Origin of the sequence: Lelliottia sp. RWM.1 (assembly GCF_016859735.1) — a bacterium.
Lineage (GTDB): Bacteria > Pseudomonadota > Gammaproteobacteria > Enterobacterales > Enterobacteriaceae > Enterobacter.
The window spans coordinates 1-1,267 of record NZ_WLVC01000126.1; the positions used below are offsets into that span (position 1 = coordinate 1).

Consider the following 1,267-nt stretch of genomic DNA (forward strand, 5'->3'; position numbering starts at 1 on the left):
TTACCGCTCATGGGCACCTCTCTTTAAGTCATCTTAAATGACTCTGAGGTGTCTGTTAAACCCGTGGCGATTCAAAAGGCATTGAGAAAATTAATAGCTAAGCTGTTTTATCTCTGTTGGTAAGATTGGATACTGATATTCAGGAATAATCATTCTACAAAACATATCAAATCTTGTAAGATGTTCCTTAACCTGGTCGATTGGAACGCCAATATTGCGTAATGAATTGATAAGAATATCATTGTCAAAGTCGGGTCTTCCATAATACGCACATTTATTATCAATGATGTGATTATAGAACTGTAGTACATCATTATAAGTTTGAATTTCAGTATCAGTTTTATAATCAAATGATTTTATTGACATGTTTCCATCAATGCTTTCAATGCTGACTCGTAAACTATCGAAATATAAAAAAGCACTACGGAATTCACTCTGAGGCATTTCTATATTTTGGTCTGAGATATAAATGAAACTCTCCGCTCTCAGCTCAAGTAGATTAGAAAAAAGATCACCCTTATCTATTGTTACTAAACCATCAGTACGTGTATAGACACCATCCTCAAAATGATAATAGTAATACCTCTCATTATCAAATAACTTATAAAAGCCAATAATATCATCTTTCATGCGAAAGATTACACCATCCACTAATTCTATAGCAGAATAGTCACATTTTTTATAATTCATTTTTCTTCCTTAACTAGGGTACGTAGAACATAATATAGTCTATATATGAAATGTCGGGATACGTTTGAGGATTAGTTAGTAAAACTTCATGTGAACTAAGGATAGTCCGGGCTAACTGAGTAAACGAATCATCGCGGCTATCACTCAGGCGATATATCTCATATATACCATTATCAAGGGGAAGAATTTTATAGCACATAACGATTCTAGATATTAATTTGTCAGACTTATATAGTCATAGCGAAGTGCCAGACTTTCAATATCGATTAATTTACAAGAGTTAAACAAGTATCCTTGTACACCCCATACCTCTAAACGCCTTGCTAGTTCAAGTTGTTCATATGTCTCTACGCCCTCAAAGACAATTTTGTCACATTTATTTTTATAGAGTACAAGACCTTTAAAGGGATGCTCTTTCTTGGCTTCCCGCCAGAAGTATTCACGATCAATCTTAATCAATTCATACTGAGAAGCATCAACCATGCTTATATCACAATATCCTGTGAATCGCCACGGGTTTAACAGACACCTCAGAGTCATTTAAGATGACTTAAAGAGAGGTGCCCATGAGCGGTAA

2 protein-coding genes are annotated in these 1,267 nt (G+C 34.7%); both read right to left on the reverse strand.

Features of this window, described 5'->3' with window-relative positions; translation table 11 throughout:
* Positions 1-90: 90 nt before the first annotated feature.
* Positions 91-690 (reverse strand): hypothetical protein, encoded by a 600-nt coding sequence (locus tag GF617_RS26850; protein WP_080327561.1) that lies wholly within the window; start codon positions 688-690, stop codon positions 91-93.
* 213 nt (positions 691-903) lie between these two features.
* On the reverse strand, positions 904-1,173 hold the full coding sequence (locus GF617_RS26855; protein ID WP_203452775.1) for a hypothetical protein: 270 nt from the start codon (positions 1,171-1,173) through the stop codon (positions 904-906).
* Positions 1,174-1,267: the final 94 nt, after the last annotated feature.

What these genes read in the sequence shown, in the direction of transcription:
- GF617_RS26850 (WP_080327561.1), bottom strand. Translation starts at nt 690, where the DNA reads ATGAATTATAAAAAATGTGACTATTCTGCTATAGAATTAGTGGATGGT.
- GF617_RS26855 (WP_203452775.1), bottom strand. Translation starts at nt 1,173, where the DNA reads ATGGTTGATGCTTCTCAGTATGAATTGATTAAGATTGATCGTGAATAC.